At 64.7% G+C, this 21,355-nt stretch carries 19 protein-coding genes and 2 pseudogenes; 13 read left to right on the top strand and 8 right to left on the bottom strand.

Annotation, left to right across the window (positions count from 1 at the left end; all coding sequences use genetic code 11):
• The first annotated feature begins 862 nt into the window (after nt 1–862).
• Together KIV56_RS10655 and KIV56_RS20415 are read left to right on the top strand one after the other, a co-directional pair.
• The gene (locus KIV56_RS10655) at nt 863–2,035 is read left to right on the top strand and encodes a hypothetical protein (protein ID WP_281533435.1); all 1,173 of its coding nucleotides are present in this window, start codon (nt 863–865) and stop codon (nt 2,033–2,035) included.
• On the top strand, nt 1,980–2,309 hold the full coding sequence (locus tag KIV56_RS20415) for a HEPN domain-containing protein (RefSeq protein WP_432432545.1): 330 nt from the start codon (nt 1,980–1,982) through the stop codon (nt 2,307–2,309). The genes KIV56_RS10655 and KIV56_RS20415 overlap by 56 nt, the downstream gene beginning before the upstream one ends.
• Before the next feature lie 256 nt (nt 2,310–2,565).
• Here KIV56_RS20415 and KIV56_RS10650 read toward each other — a convergent pair whose 3' ends face one another.
• Nucleotides 2,566–2,868 (bottom strand): hypothetical protein, encoded by a 303-nt coding sequence (locus KIV56_RS10650; protein ID WP_281533434.1) that lies wholly within the window; start codon nt 2,866–2,868, stop codon nt 2,566–2,568.
• Between the two features lie 37 nt (nt 2,869–2,905).
• Here KIV56_RS10650 and KIV56_RS19785 point away from each other — a divergent pair, with 37 nt between their 5' ends.
• Nucleotides 2,906–3,448: a TetR/AcrR family transcriptional regulator gene (locus KIV56_RS19785; RefSeq protein ID WP_348648380.1), complete on the top strand. Its 543-nt coding sequence runs from the start codon at nt 2,906–2,908 to the stop codon at nt 3,446–3,448.
• A 358-nt stretch (nt 3,449–3,806) separates the two neighbouring features.
• Here the strand turns inward: KIV56_RS19785 and KIV56_RS10645 are convergent, their stop codons facing one another.
• On the bottom strand, nt 3,807–4,715 hold the full coding sequence (locus KIV56_RS10645; RefSeq protein ID WP_281533433.1) for an SDR family oxidoreductase: 909 nt from the start codon (nt 4,713–4,715) through the stop codon (nt 3,807–3,809).
• Nucleotides 4,712–5,143 (bottom strand): nuclear transport factor 2 family protein, encoded by a 432-nt coding sequence (locus tag KIV56_RS10640; RefSeq protein WP_281533432.1) that lies wholly within the window; start codon nt 5,141–5,143, stop codon nt 4,712–4,714. Before KIV56_RS10640 ends, KIV56_RS10645 begins: the two co-directional genes overlap by 4 nt.
• A gap of 59 nt (nt 5,144–5,202) precedes the next feature.
• Between KIV56_RS10640 and KIV56_RS10635 the strand changes: the two genes are divergently transcribed.
• From KIV56_RS10635 to pgi, 7 genes and pseudogenes are all read left to right on the top strand, one after another.
• Nucleotides 5,203–6,054 (top strand): TetR/AcrR family transcriptional regulator, encoded by an 852-nt coding sequence (locus KIV56_RS10635; RefSeq protein WP_281533431.1) that lies wholly within the window; start codon nt 5,203–5,205, stop codon nt 6,052–6,054.
• A 164-nt stretch (nt 6,055–6,218) separates the two neighbouring features.
• Nucleotides 6,219–6,635, top strand: coding sequence for a hypothetical protein (locus tag KIV56_RS10630; protein WP_281533430.1), 417 nt, complete (start codon nt 6,219–6,221; stop codon nt 6,633–6,635).
• A 252-nt stretch (nt 6,636–6,887) separates the two neighbouring features.
• Nucleotides 6,888–7,373, top strand: coding sequence for a hypothetical protein (locus tag KIV56_RS10625; RefSeq protein ID WP_281533429.1), 486 nt, complete (start codon nt 6,888–6,890; stop codon nt 7,371–7,373).
• A 603-nt stretch (nt 7,374–7,976) separates the two neighbouring features.
• Nucleotides 7,977–8,438: an SRPBCC domain-containing protein gene (locus KIV56_RS10620; protein ID WP_281533428.1), complete on the top strand. Its 462-nt coding sequence runs from the start codon at nt 7,977–7,979 to the stop codon at nt 8,436–8,438.
• A 170-nt stretch (nt 8,439–8,608) separates the two neighbouring features.
• Nucleotides 8,609–9,448 (top strand): annotated as a pseudogene (locus KIV56_RS20410) (MFS transporter); the annotation flags it as partial.
• 154 nt (nt 9,449–9,602) lie between these two features.
• Nucleotides 9,603–10,202, top strand: coding sequence for an MFS transporter (locus tag KIV56_RS10610; RefSeq protein ID WP_281533426.1), 600 nt, complete (start codon nt 9,603–9,605; stop codon nt 10,200–10,202).
• A gap of 233 nt (nt 10,203–10,435) precedes the next feature.
• Nucleotides 10,436–12,146 (top strand): annotated as a pseudogene (gene pgi / locus KIV56_RS10605) (glucose-6-phosphate isomerase); the annotation flags it as partial.
• 75 nt (nt 12,147–12,221) lie between these two features.
• Here pgi and arr read toward each other — a convergent pair.
• A complete protein-coding gene (gene arr / locus KIV56_RS10600; protein WP_281536126.1) occupies nt 12,222–12,650 on the bottom strand; it encodes an NAD(+)--rifampin ADP-ribosyltransferase in 429 nt (142 codons plus the stop codon).
• A gap of 170 nt (nt 12,651–12,820) precedes the next feature.
• Here arr and KIV56_RS10595 point away from each other — a divergent pair, with 170 nt between their 5' ends.
• Entirely contained in the window at nt 12,821–13,708 is an 888-nt protein-coding gene (locus KIV56_RS10595; RefSeq protein WP_281533425.1) for a helix-turn-helix transcriptional regulator, read from the top strand.
• Nucleotides 13,709–13,743: 35 nt separating this feature from the next.
• A complete protein-coding gene (locus KIV56_RS10590) occupies nt 13,744–14,760 on the top strand; it encodes an aldo/keto reductase (protein ID WP_281533424.1) in 1,017 nt (338 codons plus the stop codon).
• A 157-nt stretch (nt 14,761–14,917) separates the two neighbouring features.
• On the opposite strand, the gene KIV56_RS10585 is transcribed toward KIV56_RS10590, so the two are convergent.
• Complete coding sequence (locus KIV56_RS10585; RefSeq protein WP_281533423.1) at nt 14,918–15,559, bottom strand: NADPH-dependent F420 reductase; 642 nt, start codon at nt 15,557–15,559, stop codon at nt 14,918–14,920.
• Between the two features lie 70 nt (nt 15,560–15,629).
• Nucleotides 15,630–16,751: a hypothetical protein gene (locus KIV56_RS10580; RefSeq protein ID WP_281533422.1), complete on the bottom strand. Its 1,122-nt coding sequence runs from the start codon at nt 16,749–16,751 to the stop codon at nt 15,630–15,632.
• A gap of 205 nt (nt 16,752–16,956) precedes the next feature.
• Here KIV56_RS10580 and KIV56_RS10575 point away from each other — a divergent pair, with 205 nt between their 5' ends.
• Complete coding sequence (locus KIV56_RS10575) at nt 16,957–17,946, top strand: potassium channel beta subunit family protein (RefSeq protein ID WP_281533421.1); 990 nt, start codon at nt 16,957–16,959, stop codon at nt 17,944–17,946.
• 52 nt (nt 17,947–17,998) lie between these two features.
• Here KIV56_RS10575 and KIV56_RS10570 read toward each other — a convergent pair whose 3' ends face one another.
• Together KIV56_RS10570 and KIV56_RS10565 are read right to left on the bottom strand one after the other, a co-directional pair.
• Complete coding sequence (locus KIV56_RS10570) at nt 17,999–20,560, bottom strand: putative bifunctional diguanylate cyclase/phosphodiesterase (RefSeq protein ID WP_281533420.1); 2,562 nt, start codon at nt 20,558–20,560, stop codon at nt 17,999–18,001.
• Between the two features lie 159 nt (nt 20,561–20,719).
• A complete protein-coding gene (locus KIV56_RS10565) occupies nt 20,720–21,163 on the bottom strand; it encodes a VOC family protein (RefSeq protein ID WP_281533419.1) in 444 nt (147 codons plus the stop codon).
• Nucleotides 21,164–21,355: the final 192 nt, after the last annotated feature.

Genomic DNA, 21,355 nt, shown 5'->3' with positions numbered 1-21,355 from the left:
TGAACGCTGTTCTCCGACGAGGGGACCACGAGCAGTGTGCACGTGGGGGGCATGCCGCGGTGACTCGACGATGGCAGGACGTCGATTTCGCCGCGCTAGTTTGAAGCCGAAATCGCGTTCTTATGGATGCGCAAATCGCGGCTGCCTATTCGTTTGGGTATTCGTTTGGGTATTCGCCCAGAGCGAATACCCAAACGAATAGGTAAGGGCCTCTTTCCCTGTCCCACCGCGACCCCCTCGCTGCGCTCGCTTCCCAACCCCCCACACCCAACGGCTTTGTGTGGGGGGTTGGGAAGTAAAGGGGTAGTGGTGGGACAGGGAAAGAGGAAGAAGTGTATGAGAGAGATAAGTCAAAGAAACAAACAAAAACAAAAAACAAAAAACAAAACTAAGTACAAAAAAACAAGAACAAGGAACAAGGAAAACAGGACGACGTAAATCAGAAAATCACTGGTTTTAGAGCGGACGGATATTGCGACGATCGTGCAGTGGACAGACCGTGACCAGGCGATGGTCGACTGGCTGCTGGTCGTGCGACTGGCGGGAATGGATGCAATCCGCTGGGCACTGGGGGCGCTCTCTGGATCTGGTTTCCCCGTGAGCACTCGGAAGGCGCAGAAGTGCGCGCGTCGCCGCTGGGGGTGTCTCATAACTAGCGGTGTGCACCGCAATTCAAGCCGGAGGTTGTGTTACGTAGCTATGAGACTCGCCGCGGGACGAGATTCCGGCGATCGGTCAGGGCGAGAAAGCGAGTTGTTAGATGTCTTTCATCTCTAGGGATACAAGACATCGGGACGAAACCGCATGTTGCGGAGATCCCGCAGGATCAGTCTTCGACTCAGCCGCTCCATACAATCGAGAGATGGTTGACGATACGGTGTTCGGGGAATGGTGGCTGCCCGAGGAGGATCAAGCCAGAGCCTCAGGAGCGTTGGCCCTGAGTTCTCGCTTTGCCAAGTTGAGTCTGATCGGATCCCTGGAGCCAGCCTCGGCGGGCCTTGCTTCGCTGTTTTCAGAGCCCTCAACACACCCTGTGGTATTCGGTAGCGAGATGGTGCCCGACCGGAAAGTCACCATCTTCAACGCGAGCGGATCAGTCGTTCACAACGGTTCCCTATCGAATCCGGTCACGAGACAAGACCTGAACATCACGGGCACCATTCTTTTCGGCTGCCACCTGGCTGATAGCAGCCTGCCCGTCGTATCCACAATTACCGCTCGGATATTTGGCCTCGGACATTGGCTAGGAGCAAAGAGCGTGCTCGGCCAGCGGGAGACTTCTGCAACGGACCCGTCGAGGACCTTGGCCATCCTGGTATCGCACAGTCCGAAGCTAGAAGCGATCGAGATTCGGAAGGGAACATCCCTTCAGTTCTTCTTCACCTATTCCGAAAGCACTGTCTACGGGGCTGAGGGAACAGTCCTCTCGCTAACGAACGATGGTGCAGCCCAGCTTTCGTACGAGACACCGGCCACTCTGGCAGAAGCTGAAAACGACGTTACACTGTTGGTCCGGCTTGTGACCTTCTTTACGGGGTCGACGTCGTGGGTGCAGAGCCAAGTCGTGACATTGGGCGGTGACTCATCTCCGATCGAGGTGTGGCGGGGCGGCCGCCCAGATTTCGAGGTGCCGGAAACCTCGGATCTCGGTCAGCGTGAAGTACTCCACTCCACGCAAATCGAGCTCAGCAGCGTCGTGACGAAATGGTACGAACTAAATCGAGGCACTGGGCGAGCCGGGGTGAACGTTCTACAGGCACATCACTTCAAAGTCGACCAATATGTGGAGACAGGATTTCTTGCCGCCGTCACCGCATTTGACGTCCTCTATCGGGTCTTGTCAACGGGCCGAGAACAGGAGCCTGCCGACCAGGAAGGCAGCAAACCCCGACGCCGTTTCGAAAGCTGCCTGCGCACGGAAAATACTTCCCCCGGAACTCCAAGGTGCGATACGCAAGACGGGACACACCGACACTCCCTTGCGGAGCCAGTTGCGATACCTACTGACGTGGATTGGCCCGCAACAGTTTGCTGAGGTCGTCCCAGTAGACAAACAAGCCTCATGGACCGATCTGACGAAAGACGTTCGAAATTCCATCACTCATGACGGTGATTTCACCGCGTGGATCGATAGCGGCGGACTCCTCGCACTGCAGCTGCAGGTCCGATGGCTCCTGAAGCTCGCGATCCTCAAACACTTGGATGTCAGCGACGATCAACTGGTCAAGGCAACTCTACATTCCGCGGAAGGCCGTTCCGCCAGCTACACGTGCCGCTATCTTCCGACACTCCAAAGCGGGGTCGAGTAGCGTCTACTGCGATCGTCGCGTGACTTACCCGCGATGACTGTCTCGTAACCAAAGTGTCTCGTGTCCTATGGGTTGCGAGACAACCGGACGGGTACAAACGTTGTCGCGTTAGAGGCGCCTGAGTGCGAAACCTTAGCGGGCGGGTCTCACGGGCACCTCTTGCCCACGCACTTTGTGAATGCCTCTGTCCGCGGGGGAGTGTCCGTTGGAGGTCCCGCGTGCGGGCATGTCGCGTTATGGCCTGGCGAGTGGGTTATCACACGTTCGCGGAGAGGGCGGCCCCGGTGATGTCCAGCACGTCGAGTACCTGCACGGTTGGTTCAGTACTTGGACGGTGTCCACCGAAAGCCGCATCCACAGCAGCGTGGATTCGCTGGTCAAATGCCTGGGTGCAGGCTTCCTCGGACTCCCATACGTCGATATAGCGAAGCCCGCCATCCTCGCGGCGGACGCAGAGGTGAAGGATCGACCCCGCAACCGGCTCAGTGCCGAGGTTGTCCATGATTCGGCGGTACCCCGCTTCGTCAATGGGAACGTCTTGAATGAATGCATAGACCATATCGACCCACTCCTTATTTGATCCGAACTACAATCGGATGAATATGCACTACTGTGATCTTCATGACGACCGATGTCAATGCTCCGCGAAAATATCGCTCGACGAAGCGAGCCATGCAAGCCAAAACCACACGTCTTCAGCTCTCCTCTCGGCAGCCTGGACCCTTTTCACCGAACGCGGATACGTGGCAACAACGGTGGCGCAAATCGCACAAGCGGCGGGAACGTCCGTGGATACGCTGTACGAAGCTGTCGGTCGAAAGCCGGTACTGCTTCGCCAGGTCGTGGAGTCAGCGATATCTGGAAGCGATGAGACCATTCCCGCCGAACGGCGCGACTATGTGCAACGGATCCGAGAAACGCCGGATGCCGCGACGAAGTTCCAGATCTACGCAGCTGCGATCGCCGCCATGAGCCCAAGAACCGCGCCCATCTTCCTGGCACTACGGGACGCAGCGCGAACCGAGCCCGGACTGCGCCGCCCTCCACGAAGAAATATCGACCCGACGCGCCACCAACATGCTTCTGTTCGCAGCCGACTTGCGCCTGACCGGGGCTCTTCGCCCCGAACTATCGGATGAAGTCATCGGCGACATCGTTTGGGCCACTGCTGGAGCAGAGCACTACACCCAGCTCGTGGACTCCCGAGGATGGAGCGCCGAACGTTTCGGCGACTATCTCTACGAAATGTGGTCCCGACTGTTCCTGGCCTCACCGGGCACTCACCTCAATCAAGGCCGCGTGCCGGGCCCACCCTAACGCCCGCCGTTGGTCCTTCAGAAATTGCGTTGCGGGCCCGTCGGAGGGGACTGCCCCGAGCGCCGTTCTTCGCTGAGACACGTCCTGAGGCTTCGCGCTGACCTCAGCGCATTGAGCATTTGAGACCAACCCCCTTGTGACCGCTGGGCCGGCACGCAAAGCCTCCCAGTAAGCGTTGGGTTATTGGGTGCGATCTGCCGCGTGGAGTTCGCGAAGGGCTTCCGCGGGCGAGGTGCAGGGCACGTCAGGAAAGCGGGCGCGCACGCCGTCGACGCCGGGTAAGAAAGTCATGTCGGATCGGTCCATCGCGAGCGCGGCTCGAGCTTGTCTGCCCAGTTCAGGGCGCAGCCGTCCGATCGTGGCGGCCATGATATGTAGAGCGACGCGCGGGATATGCCGGGGTGCGTCTGAGCCGCCGCTGTACGCGACCACCATGCGGGCAAGCTCGTCAAAGGTGAGGTTCTCCGGTCCGCCGATCTCCAGCACTTGTCCGCGGGTCGCCTCATCCAGGGTGACGTGCTCGACGAGCGCGGCGACGTCCCGCACCGAGACGAAGTTGATCGGGTTCTGTCCGCGACCGAATACCAGCGGGCGGTTCGACCGCCCAGCCGTATTGTTGAGAAGATCGATCCACAACTCCAGGAACGCCGTGCTTCGCACGACCGTTGAGGGAACTGTGCTGGCGGCTAGGACGGTCTCGGCGGCATGCTTCATCCGAAATATGTCGAGGGGGCTATCCGGTGCGGCACCAACGATCGACATGAGCACCATCTCGGCGCTTGCTGTTTGAGCGGCCTTGATCAGGAGCGTATTGCCGTCCCGGTCGACCGTCTCGGGTGAAACACCTCCCGGTCCGGCGAAGCCGTGCACTGCCGACACCACGACATCGACACCGGCCACGGCGGCCATCGTGCTGACCGGATCTCGCACATCACCCGTCACCATCTCGATTCGCTCACCGGCCAGATGCGCGGCACGATGCGGATTACGCGTCATCACGCGCACGTCAATCCCGCGGGCAGCAAGGTCACGGACAACGAGCGTGCCCAGTCGTCCGGTGCCTCCGGCAACAAGAACCCGGGAGATCATGACGCTCTCCTCACGTCGACCTGGCCCCGTACCGCTGCATCGACATCTCCACCAGCCGCATCGACTGGCTCCAGGAAGAAACGGGCCGAAGCGATCAGCCCGGCAGTGACGGCGAAGACAACCACCCCCCGCATCAGATGCGCGGTCCCATCCCGCCTCGTGCCGCGGTGCTCCCACTCGGTCCACACCACGTTGCCCGACACGACCAACGCCACGATCTCTGTCGAGACGTCGGGTATTGCAGCCAGGATCTGCATCCAATTACGGCGTACCTGCTCATGACCGACGAAGCTGCGTTCCGGATGCACCGGCGTCTCATTTCGGTAGTCGGGCGTGAAACAGGCGACGATCGCGTCTATATCGTGCGCGTTCGTGGCGACCCGCAACCGTTGAACGACCGCGCTCGGATCTACTTCCACCACAGACATGCCGTCTCCATTCCCAGACCGGAACTGGCGCGGCCAGTCGTCTTGTGAAGCCGCTCTGGTTGACCATCAAATTCGTTCCAGTACACTGGAACCATTCTCTAATTGTGGAGCCGATATTGGACACTGTCAACCCTCGCCCCTATGATTCCAGCCGCCGGCGCGAACAGGCACGCCACAACCGCGAGGCAATCGTCGTCGCCGCGCGGCAACGATTCCTGAACGACGGCTTCACCGCCACGACGATCGCATCGATCGCGGCCGACGCCGGCACATCCGCCGACACCATTTACAAGTCCTTCGGAGGAAAAGCAGGGCTCCTGCGCGCGATGTGCAAGGACGCGCTCAAGGGCGAAGGCCCGATCCCCGCAGAACAGCGCTCGGACGCGATGCAGGCGGCCGAAGCCGACCCCCGAAGGATGCTGCGCGGACTAGGCGCGTTCACCACAGAGGTCGCGCCCCGGATCGCTCCATTGCTCCTGCTGCTGTCAACAACGGCGGAGGTTGATCCGTCAATGGCTCAATTGCGTGCCGACTTCGACACCGCGCGCCTGACCCGAATGACCCATGTAGCCCAAGGCTTGGCCAGCAAGTTTCAGTTGCGTCTGGGCCTCTCCGTCGATGAGGCGGCCGAGATCATGTGGGTATACAGCTCGCCTGAGCTCTACAGCCTCCTGGTGCTCACCCGCGGTTGGCGCCCCGAGCGCTACGGCGAGTTCGTTGGCGAATCGCTCGTCGACGCCCTGCTCGGGGGCGCGATGCCGACAAGGGCACCGAGCCCCTCGACCAGCTCTGACCGCGACCAGCACGGGGGCCTCATAGTCGCAGGAAGAATTGCCATCCGACCGACCCCCGCATGTGCGAAATACGAGCATCCCGTAGGCGGAATCCAGGTGAAAACTATGCTCCGTTGACCGTTCCTTTGTGAAACGCGAGCACGATGTCCGGTGTCTGTGCTGGCTGGGCAAGAATCCGTCCCAATAGAGGGCCGGCCTGCGGGCGGATCGGCGACAATGCGGCGACAACGCAAACTGCCACCATTGCGCCATAGTTGGAACGACGAGAGGCTCAAGTAGATATGGTGACAGGGACTTACGTTCCGAATGAACTGCTGTCGCGACTGGTTGGTGATCGGATGTATTCGGTCGAGTTCGTACTGAACGCCTATGTCCAGTTGCGATTCGATGGAAGGCCCGGTTCCGGTCCGGTCACTCTGAACTGCTACGTATGGCCGGTCGTCCAGACAGCTGATCGCCTCTGGCACGAGCAGGACCTTGGCTACGCAGATTCGGTACGCCGATTGACCCCTTGCGCGGTGACGTCGACGTGCGAATCCACCGGTGCGGGCATTCGTATCGACCTCGATACTGGCGCCATTGTGATTCACCCTGAGAAAGACGATGTCTACGTTGAGATCGCAGAGTTCAGGGGATTCCACGACGAAGCTTGGATGGTCTGGCGCCCCGGCGAGGACAGCTTCGAGGACTTGGCCTGACCGCACACTTCCGGGAAGGGGTGGCCCAAAGGCTCGAAGGGGGTCGCCTTTAAGGTCTGTTCGCGGGCGGCAGGTGAAGCGTTCTAGGTTAGGTAGATGCTTATCCTCGAAGCGCCAGATGCTCAGGGAATACTGCTGTTCGGATCGGGCGCCGGTGGCGACCCTCGCCGGTACGGCACTGTGCTCCACTCTCTCCCGGTAATCGGATTCACGGTACTGGCACCTACGAACGAGCGGTTCGACCCGCGGACCGTGACGACCGAACAGCTTCTTGATCGGGTGCATGGCATGGCTTCTGCTCTCTCGAAATACGCGCGCACCGATCTGCCGGTGGTCGCCGCTGGACACTCAGTGGGCGGTTGGGCGGCCCTGTGCCTGGCCGGAGCTCATCCTTGGGATCGCGACGGTCAGCCGATTCCGGTTCACGCCGAGGAACGGGTGACGCGGCTGGTGCTGCTCGCGCCGACCGTCGGCTGGTTCCAAGCCCCTGGGGCACTGGCGGAGGTCACGGCGCCCACGGACGTTTTCGTGGGGGCGAAGGATTCCATCACTCCTGCTTCAACGCTCGAGATCCTGCGGTCAGCACCCGCCAGGGTGAACATTCACACGGAGGAGAATGCCGGGCACTTTGACTTCATGACCGACCTGCCTCCGGGCATGACGCCCACGAGCGGCCTTGACCACGTCACGTTCCTGCACAAGCTGGCCTCACAGATAGCCGTTGCCATCCAGCAATGAGATTGTGAAACGGAGGCCAGCCTCTGCCCACATTTTGCCCACATCTGAAAGAAATCACGCTGATTCTGACCGTGTCCAAGTGACCCAAAAACGTTGAAATTACGCGGAAGTTGGGCCTCCGTCAAGCTGCCGTTGGGGTCCGATTAGAGTTCAAATCCCACCGTCTCCGCAGTTTTTCACCCCTACATCCCAGTGCTTTCAGGGGATGTGGGGTTTTTTCTTCGCCGAAATCCTCCCGTGGCAACACTGTGGCAACACGTTGAGAACGTGGCAGCCTGATTCAGGATGGTGGCAACGGCGTCAAAGCGAAGCGCGATTCCCTGCACCTCTATGAGGAGTGCGAGGTCGATGCCGTTCATCAACGCATACCACTTCCTCTCCCAGATCATCATCGGGCTCGTGCGGCAGCCATGCGCTCCGGGCTTCGGAGAGCCCCACGGACCGGCCTCTGATGCGTTGCCACTCGCGTTCACGGAGTCTCCCGCCCGCGAACAGGCACGCAATCATGGGTACGCTCGATGAGGTGCGTCTGCAAAACCAGTTGACGTGCCGCTCGACGGGCAATGCCCCCGTCGCGCTCGGCTCGTACGTGAAGGAAACACCGTGTCTGATCACGCAAGAATCAAGGGCCACACCGTGACCCGCACCGTACACATCGAGGCTCCGCGTGCGAACGTCTGGAAGGCGCTGACCGACCCCGAGGTGATGGTCAAGTGGTTCGGAGACACTGTGGGGTTCGCCGCGCTCGAGCCCGGTGCCGCTGGGAGCATCGACTGGGATGACTACGGCAGCTTCCCGATCGAAATCACCGAGGTGGTGCCCGACTGCTCGTTCGGCTTCCGTTGGTCGGGAATCCCCGCCGAAGCGCTCGCCGAGTACTCGACGCACGTGCGCTTCAACATCGCCGATGCAGGTACAGGGACGGATGTCACGGTGATCGAATCGGGCTTCGACACACTCCCCGGCGGCACCCGCTACCGTCGCGAACGTCTTGAGCAGAACCGAGAGGGCTGGGACCTCGAACTCGACGAGCTCGCGATCCTACTCGAGGGTGTCACCCAGTAGTTCACGTGCTGGAAGAAACTCGAGCCTGCAGTGCACCTCGGGTCAGGGTCATCCACCACGAGTCACGAAACTGCCGCTTGAAACCGAACCCGGCGTAGAACGTCTCGGTTCTGTTGAAGTCCCCTGAGGGGAGATTCGGCACAGCACTGTCGTATGCAGGGGTCTAGGCCATGCTTCGATCGTGTCAGGCAACCGGTCCTGCCGGTAGATCCGATTCCGTCTTCGCCTCGCTGGGTGCATGGTGCGGTCGCCAAGCAGTGGTTCCGGACTGGGATGATGGCTGGGGACAACCCCACATTCGCACAAGGAGGTACCTGCCGGTGGCCGGTATCGAACTGCCCGGCTCCGGCGGGGTGAGCGCTCGCCGCCAGCGGAACATCGCGCTGCTCGTCGCGGGGACCTTCTTCATGGAGATCCTCGACGGGACGATCCTGACCACGGCCGCTCCCCAGATCGGGCGCGCGTTCGGGGTGGCATCCGTCGACGTGGGCGTTGCGATCACCGCCTACCTGCTCACGCTCGCGGTGCTCATTCCCCTGAGCGGATGGATCACGGCCCGCTTCGGCGCTCGGAGGGTCTTCCTCACGGCGATCGCGGTCTTCACCGTCGCCTCGATCCTGTGCGCGGCGAGCCCCAGCCTGCTCCTGCTCACCCTGAGCCGGGTGTTGCAGGGTGCCGGCGGAGCCATGATGGTTCCGGTCGGCCGGCTCGCCGTCCTGCGGGTGACCGCGAAGGGCGACCTGATCCGCGCCATTGCGCTCCTCACCTGGCCGGCGCTCGCCGCGCCCGTCATCGCGCCCCTGGCCGGGGGCCTGATCACGACGTATGCGTCGTGGCACTGGATCTTCCTGATCAACGTTCCGCTCGGCCTCATCGCGTTCCTCGCCGCGCGCGTCCTGGTGCCAGGGGAGGAGCCGGTCAGTCCGGCAGCCCTCGACTGGGCCGGCCTGTGGCTGAGTTGTTCGGCGCTCGGTTCGCTCGTCGTGGCGGCGTCGCTGCTGTCCGCTCCGGTGCCGGACTGGCCGGCGCTGTTGGCTCTCGCGTCGGCCGGTGCGGCGCTCGGGGGGCTCGCCGTGCGGCACCTGAGGCGAGCCCGGCATCCGCTGCTCGACCTCGACGCCCTGCGCATCGAGACCTTCCCGCGTCGCCCACGCCGGCGGCTGGATGTTCCGGCTGACGATCAGTGCGGTGCCGTTCCTGTTGCCGCTGTTGTTCCAGGACGCGTTCGGCTGGTCCCCCGTGCTCGCCGGCTCGCTCGTGCTCGCCCTCTTCGCGGGGAACATGGCGATCAAGCCGGTGACCACGCCGCTCCTGCGGCGGTTCGGATTCCGGCGCGTGCTCCTGTCCGCCACCACCGGCGCCGCTCTCAGCATGGCGCTTGCCGCGCTCCTGACCGTCGAGACGCCTGTCGTGATCATCGTGGTCCTGATGGTTTTCAGCGGGGTCGTGCGCTCGGTCGGCTTCACCGGGTACAACACCATCGCCTTCGCGGATGTCGGGCACGGGCAGATGACAGCCGCCAATACGCTGGCCTCCACGCTGCAGCAACTCGCCGCGGGATTTGGAATCGCCTGCGGCGCCATCGCCCTCCGCGCCGGGTCCGCCCTTGTCGGAGCGGATGCGCTCGGCGCGCTGGGCGCGGGAAGCGAGGCCTTCCGCGTCGCATTTCTTCTCCTGGCGCTGCTCACGGTGCCCGCCGTCGTCGAGGCGTGGCGCCTCTCGCCGGGAGCCGGGGAGAACATCCGCCCGTCGCGGCAGGCATGAATGCCCGCACGCACAGATCCTCGCCTTCCACCAGGTGAGTGAGTGCCGGGCCGGGCGAATGCGTCATTTCGGCCTCAGCGTGGCGCGTCGAGAGTGCGTGAGGAGAGCTCGGCCGGGTGGCGTGCAGAAGCGTTCCACGGTCGTCGGGCGCGGTCATAGGGTTGTAAGTGGTCCGCCTCGCTGAATTGCGGGAGTCGCGGGCGATTTGCCGATCCATTGTCCAGGAGGAATCCATGACCGAATTCGCCCCCGTTGATCCCACGTCCACCGACGCCTGGAGTCAGCTCGCCGGCATCGCCGAGGGATTTTCGCCCGATCTCCGCGAGTGGTTCGACACCGACCCGGGACGGGCCGGTCGCTACACATTTCAGGCGGGCGACCTCACGGTCGACCTGTCGAAGAATCTCCTGACCGACGAGATCCTCGCCCACCTCGTGCAGGCTCGCGAAAGACGTCGACGTCCCGGGCCGGTTCCAGGCCATGATCGCCGGTGAACACATCAACGTGACCGAGGACCGCGCGGTTCTCCACACGGCGCTCCGCCGCCCGAAGGACGGCGTCGGCCTCGTGCCGCCGACCGGCTTCGTCGTCGACGGTGCGGACATCGACGCCGACGTTCACGCCACCCTCGACAAGGTCTACGCGTTCGCAGACAAGGTGCGGTCCGGCGCATGGACCGGTATAACAGGCAAATCCATTAAAACCGTCATCAACATCGGGATCGGCGGTTCCGACCTCGGCCCCGTCATGGTCTACGAGGCGTTGAAGCCGTACGTGCAGGCGGGCCTCGAGTGCCGCTTCGTCTCCAACATCGACCCGACCGACGTCTACGAGAAGACGGCGAACCTCGACCCGGAGACCACTCTCTTCATCGTCGCGTCGAAGACGTTCGGCACCCTCGAGACCCTCACGAACGCCCGTCTGGCCCGCGAGTGGCTCTGGAACCAGCTGCTGGGTTCCGGCGCGATCGAGGACACCGATGCCGCCCGTGCCGCGGCCGTCGCCAGGCACTTCGTCGCCGTGTCGACCGCTCTCGACAAGGTCGCCGCATTCGGCATCGACCCGGAGAACGCGTTCGGATTCTGGGACTGGGTCGGGGGCCGGTTCTCGATCGACTCCGCCATCGGTACGTCCGTGGTCGTCGCCATCGGCCCGGACAACTGGCGCGCATTCCTCTCCGGTTTCCACACTGTCGACGAGCACATGCGCACAGCGCCGCTCGAACGGAACGTGCCCGTCCTGATGGGCCTGCTCAACGTCTGGTATTCCAACTTCCTCAAGGCCCAGAGTCACGCGGTGCTCCCGTACGCGCAGTACCTCCACCGCTTCCCCGCCTACCTCCAGCAGCTCACGATGGAGTCGAACGGAAAGAGCGTCCGCTGGGACGGGACCCCCGTCACGACCGATACCGGCGAGATCTTCTGGGGCGAACCGGGAACGAACGGACAGCACGCGTTCTACCAGCTCATCCACCAGGGCACGCGCCTGGTCCCCGCAGACTTCATCGCGGTCGCGAATCCCGCCCACCCGCTGAAGGACGAGACGGGCGACGGCGCCGCCGTCGAGCCAGGACAGGACGTCCATGGACTGTTCATGGCGAACTTCTTCGCCCAGACCAAGGCGCTCGCCTTCGGGAAGACGGCCGCCGAGGTGCGCGCAGAAGGCACCGACGAGTCCGTCGTGCCGGCCCGCTCCTTCAGCGGGAACCGTCCGACCACGTCGATCCTCGCGCCGGCCCTCACGCCGAGCGTCGTCGGCCAGCTCATTGCGCTGTATGAGCACATCGTGTTCACCGAAGGCACGATCTGGGGCATCGACTCGTTCGACCAGTGGGGCGTCGAACTGGGAAAGCAGCTTGCGCTCCAGGTCGCTCCTGCCGTCGACGGGGATGCGGACGCTCTCGCCGCCCAGGACTCGTCGACGAAGGCCCTGATTTCGAAGTACCTCGAGCCTGCGCAACTGACGCCGAACGGGTACGTCACGCGTGGTGACGTACCCGTTGCGGGTCTCCGGACGCGGCTAGTCGTCGATGACCGCGAGACCCTGGCGCTTCAGCTCGGCGAGGCCGTCGCGCATGGCCTTGAGCCGTTCGGGGGAGTGTCCTGTCCAGTCCACGAGCTCGCCGACGATCGTCACCGGCTCCCGGGTGCGATACGACAGGGTCGGGTTCCCCGGGAACTTCTTGTCCGTGACATTGGGGTCGTCTTCGAGGGCGCCCGTCGGTTCGACGATGTAGATGCGGCCGCGGCCGTCACCGGCCGCGAGCTCGGCCCCCCCCGTCGCGGCATCCAGGGTTCCCGACAGATAGACGTAATTCGTGGTTCGTCCGGCCTCGAAGTTGGATCCACGCCCCGGCACCAGCAGGTCGCCCACTGCCAGGTCTGCCTTCGTGCCGTGGAACAAAGCCCCCGATTCGTGGACCTCGAAGGGTCTGGGTTCATCGGTCATGCGCACTCCCTGACTGTCGATTCACGATGCTACCCGGCCGATGCCGTGCCTCACCAGGATTGTCGTCCCGCGAGCCCGACCGTGCCGGCGCCGCCTGGTGGAGAGGCCCTCTCGTTCCGGGTACTGGCAGGACCTCCCACCCTCCACGGATTCTGACGTACCGTTTTGTCGTGGACAACAAGACCGAAATCCGTGACTTCCTGGTGACGCGGAGGGCACGCATCACGCCAGAACAGGCCGGGCTGCCTGACTTCGGTGGGAAGAGGCGAGTCGCCGGACTCCGCCGCGAAGAGGTCGCGATGCTCGCCGGAGTGAGTGTCGACTATTACGTGCGGGTCGAACGCGGCAACCTCGGTGGCGTCTCAGAGGGTGTCCTCGAGGCCCTCGTGCGCGCTGTTCAGCTCGATGAAACCGAGCGGGCGCACCTGTTCGACCTGGCACGGACGGCCAACGCCTCCGTGGGAACCAGGCGGCGACCAGCCGTCAGCCGGGTCCGCCCTGGCGTCATCAGGTTGCTGGATTCGATCGCCGCACCCGCGTGGCTGCGCAACGGGCGGATGGACATTCTCGCGACCAACACTCTGGGACGCGCGTTGTACGCGCCGGTTTTCGATGGCCCGCTGACGCCTCCCAACACCGCGCGGTTCGCGTTCCTCGATCCCCGAGCGGCCGACTTCTGGCCCGACTGGAACCTGATCGCTTCCGGCACAGTCGCAACGCTCCGGGCGGAAGCAGGCAAGAACCCCTATGACCGGGGCCTGACCGACCTGATCGGGGAGCTTTCGACGAGAAGCGAGGAGTTCCGCATCCGCTGGGCCGCCCACGATGTCTATCAGCACACGTCCGGGGAAAAGCGGTTGCACCACCCCGTGGTCGGCGACCTCGAACTCACGTACGAGGCCATGCAACTCGTGGCGGACGAGGGCCTCACCCTGCTCGTGTACGGCGCCGAGCCTGGCTCGAAGTCCGCAGACGCCCTCGGTCTCCTGGCGAGCTGGGCTGCGACGGAGGCGCGGGAATCGCGCGCCCTGTCGATCGATGAGCACCACGCGGGCTGAGCAGCACCCGGCCGGCCGATGAAAGGAAGAACCTGATGGACTACCGCCTCCTGGGACGCACCGGAGTAGAAGTGAGCCCCCTGTGCCTCGGCACGATGATGTTCGGCCCCTGGGGCAACCAGGACGTGGACGACTCGATCCGGGTCATCCACCACGCCCTGGATGCCGGGATCAACTTCGTCGACACCGCCGACGTCTACTCCGGGGGCGAATCCGAGGAGATCGTCGGGAAGGCGCTCGCGGGACGCCGTGACGATGTCGTCCTCGCCACGAAATTCTTCATGCCGATGGGGAAAGGCCCGAACCAGAGCGGCGGGTCGCGGAAGTGGATCATGCGGGCGGTCGAAGGTTCGCTGCGGCGCCTGGGCACTGACTACCTCGACCTCTACCAGGTGCACCGCCCGAGCGCCGCGATGGATGTCGAAGAGACGCTCGGCGCACTGACCGATCTGGTCAGGCAGGGCAAGGTCCGCTACATCGGCTCGTCGTCGTATTCCGGCAGTCAGATCGTGGAGGCGCAGGTGGCGGCCCGCGACCGGAACCTCGCCCGGTTCGTCACGGAACAGCCGCCGTATTCGCTCCTCGTCCGCGGCATCGAGCAGGATGTCCTTCCCACGGCACGTCGCTACGGCATGGGCACCCTCACGTACAGCCCGCTCGCCGGCGGGTGGCTCTCCGGCAAGTGGCGCAAGGACGCCGCTCCCGTGCCCACCTCGGCGGCACGACCGAGCGCCCGTTTCGACATGACGAGTGTTGCGAACCAGCAGAAGCTCGAGGTCGTCGACGCCCTTGCCCGGGTCGCAGACGAGGCCGGGTTGACCCTGATCGAGCTGGCGATCGCGTTCGTGATCAACCACCCGGGAGTCACCGCGGCGATCATCGGCCCGCGCACGATGGAGCAGCTCGTCTCGCAGCTTCCCTCCGCGGAGGTCACGCTCCCGACGGAGGTGCTGGACCGCATCGACGAGCTCGTGGCCCCCGGGGTCACCCTGAACCCCGACGACAACAGCTACGGCGCGGCCGAGCTCACCCCGGCCGCGCGCCGCCGCTGACGATCAGGACCCCGCAGCCCGCATCCCGTAGCCCGTAGCCCGTAGCCCGTAGCCGCGAGAGCGGAGTTTTGGCCCTTAAACCATGGGTTTAAGGGCCAAAACTCCGCTCTCGCGGCAGGGCGGATGCCGCTGGGTCGACAGTGAGACCGACCGACGGTCAGACCGTGCGCGGGGCCTTCGCGAGGTTGGCCTCGAGCTCGGCGGTGGTCTGGCGGATGACGTAGGCGGGACGGTCGCGCTCGACGCGCCAGCTCTCGGAGAGCGGGCCGATGTTCACGGTATCGAAGCCGAACTCGTCATACAGCTTCGTGACGAAATCTGAGGCATCCGTGAAGTCGGACGCGGTCGCCAGCGCGCGCCGCGCCGGGTCGCCGGCCGGGTGCGCGTCTCCCGTGATGTCGACGGCCATGATGTGGTTGAAGCCCTTCGCAACGCGAGAGGTGGGCAGGTGCGCCTGCAGCATGCCGGTCACGGTCGCCTCACCCTTGTCGAGGGCCTCGATGTGGCCGTCTCGTTCGAAGTAGTAGTTGTTGGTGTCGATCACGATCTTGCCGGCGAGTGGCTCGACGGGCACGTCCGCGTATGCCTTGAGCGGCACGGTCACGACGGCGACGTCGGCGGCCTCCGCGGCCTGCACGGCGGTTCCGGCCGTCGCCTTCGGGCCGAGTTCGGCCACGAGGTCGGCGAGGGTCTCCGGGCCGCGAGAGTTGCTGATCACGACGTCGTAGCCGCTCTCGATCGCCTTGCGGGCGACCTGGCTGCCGATGTTTCCTGCTCCGATGATTCCGATAGTTGTCATGATCGCGACAACGAGGCCGGAGCCTTGGATGTTCCCGCATCAGTGAAAAGTACGCGCGTGGCGAAATTCTTCAGACGGCGAATCGGGTGATGGCCGCGGCCGGCCCGCCACCGGGAACGTCGTCGGCGCGGACCGCGAGCACTCGCGCTCCGGAGAGCAGGGCTCGGCGGGCGATCTCGTCCACGACGCCGTAGTTGTGGGCGTCGTCGACGTCGTCGAAGGTGATCGCACCGGATTCCTCGTCGACGTACCCCGGGATCCTCCGGTCGATGTCGACGACCAGGGTGTCGATGGCGCCGTAGGTGGCGGCACGGGCGATATCGCTGAGGTCGGTGGCGCCGCGGCCCTCGTTGAACCGGGCCTCGATCAGATCGGTGAGTTCGCCGAGCTGGGCGGCGTAGAGCCTGTCCAGCACGGGACGCGCGACGGCCGCGAGCTCCTCGGGAGTCCGTTCGTCGGGGTTTCCTTCGATGGTCGGGGCGGCGAGGAGGGGATACGCGCTGACACCGCGGAAAATACCGTTCAACGGTTCCGCGGTGGCCAGAATGAGCGGCAGGCCCGAACCCGTCACGAGTGGCCTGATCGCGGCATCCACCGAGCGGGAGTACTGGGCGAGGCGTACCTTCTGCCCCTCTGAGCCCTGGATGCGCCCGGACGGAGACCGGCCGCTGATCGACGGGAGACCGACGGCGCTCGCCGCGTCAGCGGGCAGGCCGGGCACGTCGACGACGTACGCACCCGCGTCTGGCGAGACCTCGACCAGCCGGGCCGCATTCTGCGACACGGCGAGAACGAACGCCGTCTGGGGGAAGGTGATCGCCCGGAGCAAGGGCTTGATGTACAGACGATCGGCCACTTCGAGCACGGAGGGGAGCACGTTGGGCACCCGAAACGTCTGCAGGTGGCCCGAGTAGTGGAAGATCGCGAGCGACCGCGACAGATAGGACCAGAACTGGCGGTCCTGGATGAGATCAGCGATCGCGTCCTCGAGCTCTTCGACGACGGCCCGGCCCGCCCCGGCCTCCGTGAGCTGCCTGGCCGCGGCCGCGACCTGGTTGCGGAGCTCGATCCGGGACGGCTCGGATTCGGTCGGAACCGGACTCGTCGGCAGGTAGATCGACACGCAGAACGGTTCCCGCACTGCCGCCAGCTGGCGGATCGACGTTGGATTGGGGATGTCTGTGTGCAGCATGTCTGTCCCGTACCTTCCGGAGAGTCGTTGTCTGGTTTCTCGTGCCTCCCCCGCGACGACGACAGTGTATCCCCGGCGTCGGGAGGCCTGCGCGGAGTATCCGTGCAGGCGCGGACCGTAGTGTTCAGGTGAGGGCTCGATCGCGAGGACGTAGCAATCAAGAGGACGCAGGGTTCGGGCCGGTCACGACAGAGAAGAATTCAACATGGAATATCGCCGTTTGGGTAAGTCCGGACTGCAGGTCAGCGAGGTCTCCCTCGGGTCGTGGGTGACGTTCGGCAAGCAGGTGCGCGAGGACGACGCGCTGGCGTTGATGACGCTCGCCTATGACTCGGGGATCAACTTCTTCGACAACGCCGAAGGCTACGAAGCCGGTGCATCGGAGGCGCTGATGGGGGCCGCGCTGGAGAAGCTCGGCTGGGACCGTGATTCCTACGCCGTGTCGTCGAAGGTCTTCTGGGGCGGATCGAAGCCCACGCAGCGAGGCCTGTCGCGCAAGCACGTGACCGAAGCGTGCCACGCCGCGCTCAAGCGCCTGCGGGTGGATTACCTCGACCTCTACTTCTGTCACCGTCCGGACATCGACACCCCCATCGAAGAGACGGTCTGGGCAATGCACAACCTGATCACGCAGGGCAAGGTGCTGTACTGGGGCACCTCGGAGTGGAGCGCGCAGCAGATCACGGAGGCTCACGCCGTCGCCCGTGCCCTGCACATCACGCCGCCGACCATGGAACAGCCGCAGTACAACATGTTTTCGCGCGACAAGGTGGAGGGCGAGTTCCTGCCGCTGTACGACACCGTCGGGCTCGGCACGACCATCTGGTCGCCGCTGGCTTCCGGGGTCCTCACCGGCAAGTACAACGACGGGGTTCCCGCCGACAGCCGGATGAACCTCCCGGGCTACGAGTGGCTCAGGGCGGAGTGGGAGTCCGAAGCCGGGAAGGCCAAGCTCGAGAAGGTCCGCAGACTGGCGATCGTCGCCTCGGATGCCGGGCTGCCGTTGACGCACCTTGCGCTGCTCTGGTGCCTGCGCAACCCGCGGGTGTCGACCGTGATCCTGGGGGCGAGCAAGAGGGCGCAGCTGGCCGACAACCTCGCGGCCCTGGACTCGAAGGCCGCCCTGACCGACGAAGTGATCGCCGCGATCGAGGAGATCCTCGGCAACGAACCGTCCGCTCCCCAGCGCTACTGAGCTCAGCCGCGGAATTCGCCCGGGGTGGTCCATACGGAACTCCCCGGGTGTCCTAGGGAATGCTCGGCGCCGGTGCGACCCGGTCGAGCCGGTCTGGGCAGAGCACAGCACCCGAAATGTCCGGCTGCGGACGCGCGAAGAGATAACGCTGTCCGTAGCGGCAGCCCATCTCGCGGAGAAGTTCGTGCTGTTCGCGCGTCTCGATTCCCTCGGCGACGACGTCGAGTCCGAGGGAATCGGCCAGGTGCAGTATTCCCCGCACGATCGCCTGGTCCCGGTCGGACGAGACAAGGTCGTCGATGAAGGTCATGTCGATCTTGAGCAGGTCGACCTCCAGCGAACGGAGCCTGGGCGAACGAAGAATAGCCGGTCCCGAAGTCATCGATCGCGAGGCGGACGCCGAGATCGCGCAGCTCTCGTCGAACGTGCGCGTCGCCGAATCCATCACGTCGATGACGGCGCTCTCGGTGAGCTCGAGCCAGAGCTGCCCCGGTTCCAGCCCGGTTTCCAGGAGGGCACGGCGCACCACGGTGCCGAAGTCCGAGCGCACGAACTGTCGCGCGGACACGTTGACACTGACGGCCTGATCAGCATCGAGGGAGGTCGCCGCCGAACATGCCTGCCGCAGCACGGTCCGGCCGATGTCTTTGATCAGACCGGTCTCCTCGGCGATCGCAATGAAATCGCCAGGCGCGACGATTCCGCTTCCCGGCCTCCGCCAGCGCGCCAGGGCCTCGGCCGCCGCCACCCGCGGGTGCTGCAAGTCGACGATCGGCTGGTACCAGGTCTCGATCTCACCGCGGCCGACGGCGGTACGCAGCCCGATTTCCGTGTCGACCCGTCGGCGGATGCGACTGCGCAGGTCGTCATTGAACACCTCGTACCGGGCGCGACCCTGGTCCTTCGCCAGGTACATCGCCTGGTCGGCCTGCCGGAGCAGCGTCTCGGCGTCCTCGGCACCCGTGCTGACGGCGATGCCGATGCTCGTGTCGACCATCGCGGTCTGGTCGCCGATCTCAATGGGCAGGGACACCGCGGCCTGCACCGCCTTTGCCACCCGGCGTGCCTCCGCTCCCGTGCCGATGTCGGGACAGAGCACGACGAACTCGTCGCCGCCGATCCGGGCGACCGTGTCCGAGGCCCGGACCGCCGCGCGCAACCGGGTCGCGATCTGGACAAGGACCGCGTCTCCGGCGTGGTGGCCGAGGCTGTCGTTGACGACCTTGAAGCGGTCGAGGTCGATGAAGAGCACGCCGACTCCGCGGTGCGCCCGGGCAGCGAAGAGGAGTGCCTGATCGAGACGGTCGAGCAGGAGCAGGCGGTTGGGCAGGTCGGTCAGGGGGTCGTGGAACGCAAGGTGCTCCACGCGCGCCTCGGCCGCCCGCACGTCCGTGACGTCGGTGACGCTCAGCAGGTAGCCGGTGGTGCCGGTCGTGTCCAGAATCCGGGTGGCGCTCGCCTGCACCCATTTCGCCTCACCGGATAGGGTCTGGAACCGGAACGTCGATTCAAAGGCTGCACCGGTCGAGACGGTCTTCCGCCACGCTTCGAACACTCGCTCCGCGTCGTCACCGTGGATGTTCCGGCCCCAGCCGTCTCCCCGCGACGCCTCGATGGTCAAGCCGGTGATCCGCATCCACTGCTCGTTGGTCGTGACGACACCACCGTCGGCGTCGAATTGCACGATGCCGACGGGCGCGATGCGGATGAGCGCGTGCAGCCGTTCGGCGGTGCTGGACAGCTCGCGGGTGCGGTCGTGCACCGCGCTCTCGAGGGTTGCGTTGGACACGGCGAGGGCGAAGAACGCTCCGTCGCGCTGGATGTCGAGTGCGCGCAGCCGCACGGCCGCGATCCAGGCGATGCCGAGGACGAGTCCGATGGTGGATGCGACGAGCAACGCCGTGCCCAGGACCGAGTCGAACCAGCCCTCCCGCTGGGCCCAGAGGCGCAGCCAACCCAGGGCGAACGGACCGAGAACGATGATCGGGAGACCGCTTCTGAGCAACCGGCCCGCGCTCCGGCGATCGCGGACCAGGCCGACCAGGCCGAGATCCGGCCGTTCGAACAGGATCGCCGCTGCGATCGCGCTCACGGAAAGGACGGAGAGGGTGGAAACATTCAGTGGCCGGCCGGCGTCGCTCACGGCCGAGACACCGTAGGCCGCGCTCAGGATCGTGAGCAGCACAAGCAACAGGGTGAGGACGGCGAAGCCCGCAGTGACGGCGGCACCCGCCATGCCACGGAGACAGAAGGCGAGTCCGAGCAGCACGAGGGAGAGGGCCGTCCCGATCGCCATCCTCGGCGGCGAGTCGCCGAGCCGAAGCCCCGGCACAAGAACGTCGACGCCGAGGCTTAGGCCGGAGACGTATTCGGCGAGGGTCAGCGCGCCGATGACCGTCACGACGGAGCCGACACCGGTCGTCACCGCGGGCCGATCGGCGAGGGCGAGCGCAACCGCGAGGAGGAGGAGCCCGACGATCGTCGTCGGCTTCATGACGTCGTGCGGCAAGGCGTCCGCGGCCGCGAGATCGAGCGTGTACCACCGGGCGAGGGAGGAGAGTGCTACGAGCGCGACCAGCGCGGAAACGACCCGACTCTCCCGGCTGACGCGCACCGAAGCTCCCCCCACTGCCGGGCATTAGTGCCGGTCGACACTTGAACAGTACTGGCTTCCGCTCTCGTCACGAACACGCGGGTCGTCTCCCCTCCGCGGAAGCGGGTGAATCGTCGCTTCGCGGCGCCCATACCGACGGCTCACCCGCTTTCGCGACGACTAGGGCGACTCCCAGATCTCCAGCTGGATGCCGTCGGGGTCGCGCAGGTATGCCCACTTCGAACCGATCAGGGCGCCGGAATCGAGAGTGACGGGCGGTGCGTTGAACACCGCACCCTTGTCCAGCAGGTCCCGGTATGCGGCGTCGAGGTCCGACACCTCGAGGCACACATGAGCGCTCCCGACATCCCCATTGCTGCGATCGAAGTCGCGCCCCTCCGGATGGTGGTACTCGAGGAATTCCAAGCGGGTGTTCCCGATCATGATCATCGAGAACGCCAGGGCGGCGTCGTCGACCTGGACGCTGCGCGACAGGGCCTCGCCCGATCCCTCGCTGACCGGCCCGGGAGTGAGACCGAACATTCGTGAATACCACTCGAAGGAACGCTTCATGTCGCGCACCGTCACTCCGACGTGGTGCACTCCGAGAACCTGGAAGGCCATCTGACTCTCTCCTCTGTATCCCGCCGCGCTGCGGATCGCTGTCGTGTTGCTGTCACTCGAGACACATTCTGCTGCCTCGGCCGCGTTTTGTACAGTGTCACTACACATCCGTTCACTGGGCCAGACCCCCGGATCGCGGGTGTTCGCCGTCCTCGGCTGTCGGGGGCGATCGCACTCCCACGGACCTCGGCC

The sequence above is a fragment of the Cryobacterium breve genome, assembly GCF_027594785.1.
In the GTDB taxonomy this organism is placed as follows: domain Bacteria; phylum Actinomycetota; class Actinomycetes; order Actinomycetales; family Microbacteriaceae; genus Cryobacterium; species Cryobacterium breve_A.
Note: the sequence above shows the minus strand (reverse complement) of the source record. Positions and strands in the feature narration are given on the sequence as shown.